The sequence below is a fragment of the Campylobacter sp. W0066.1 genome (assembly GCF_024723635.1).
Lineage (GTDB): Bacteria > Campylobacterota > Campylobacteria > Campylobacterales > Campylobacteraceae > Campylobacter_D > Campylobacter_D lari_C.
Genome location: NZ_JANQCW010000057.1, coordinates 1 through 295 on the forward strand (window position 1 = coordinate 1; position 295 = coordinate 295).

Annotated in this window: 1 protein-coding gene; it reads right to left on the bottom strand. The window is 31.5% G+C overall.

Annotation, left to right across the window (positions count from 1 at the left end):
* Positions 1-295 (bottom strand): methyl-accepting chemotaxis protein (locus CAMP18497_RS08255; protein ID WP_337213761.1); only part of this gene is annotated, 295 nt, incomplete at its 5' end.

Sequence of the window (295 nt, forward strand, 5' to 3'; positions counted from 1 at the left end):
TTAAAACTTCTTCTTCTTAGCATCCTCTAAGATATCACTAGCTATTTTATTTACATTATCAGCTACTATAGCACTATCATTAGCTATTTTTAAATTCTCTTGAGTTACATGATCAATTTGTGCTACAGCATCATTTATTTGAGTAATACCTGTAGTTTGTTCTTTAATACTCTCACCCATTTCATTAATAGATTGAACTAAGATATTAGTATTAGCTTCAATCTCACCTAAAGACTTTTGAGTTCTTTCTGCTAGATTTCTAACTTCATCAGCAACAACAGCAAAGCCACGTCCG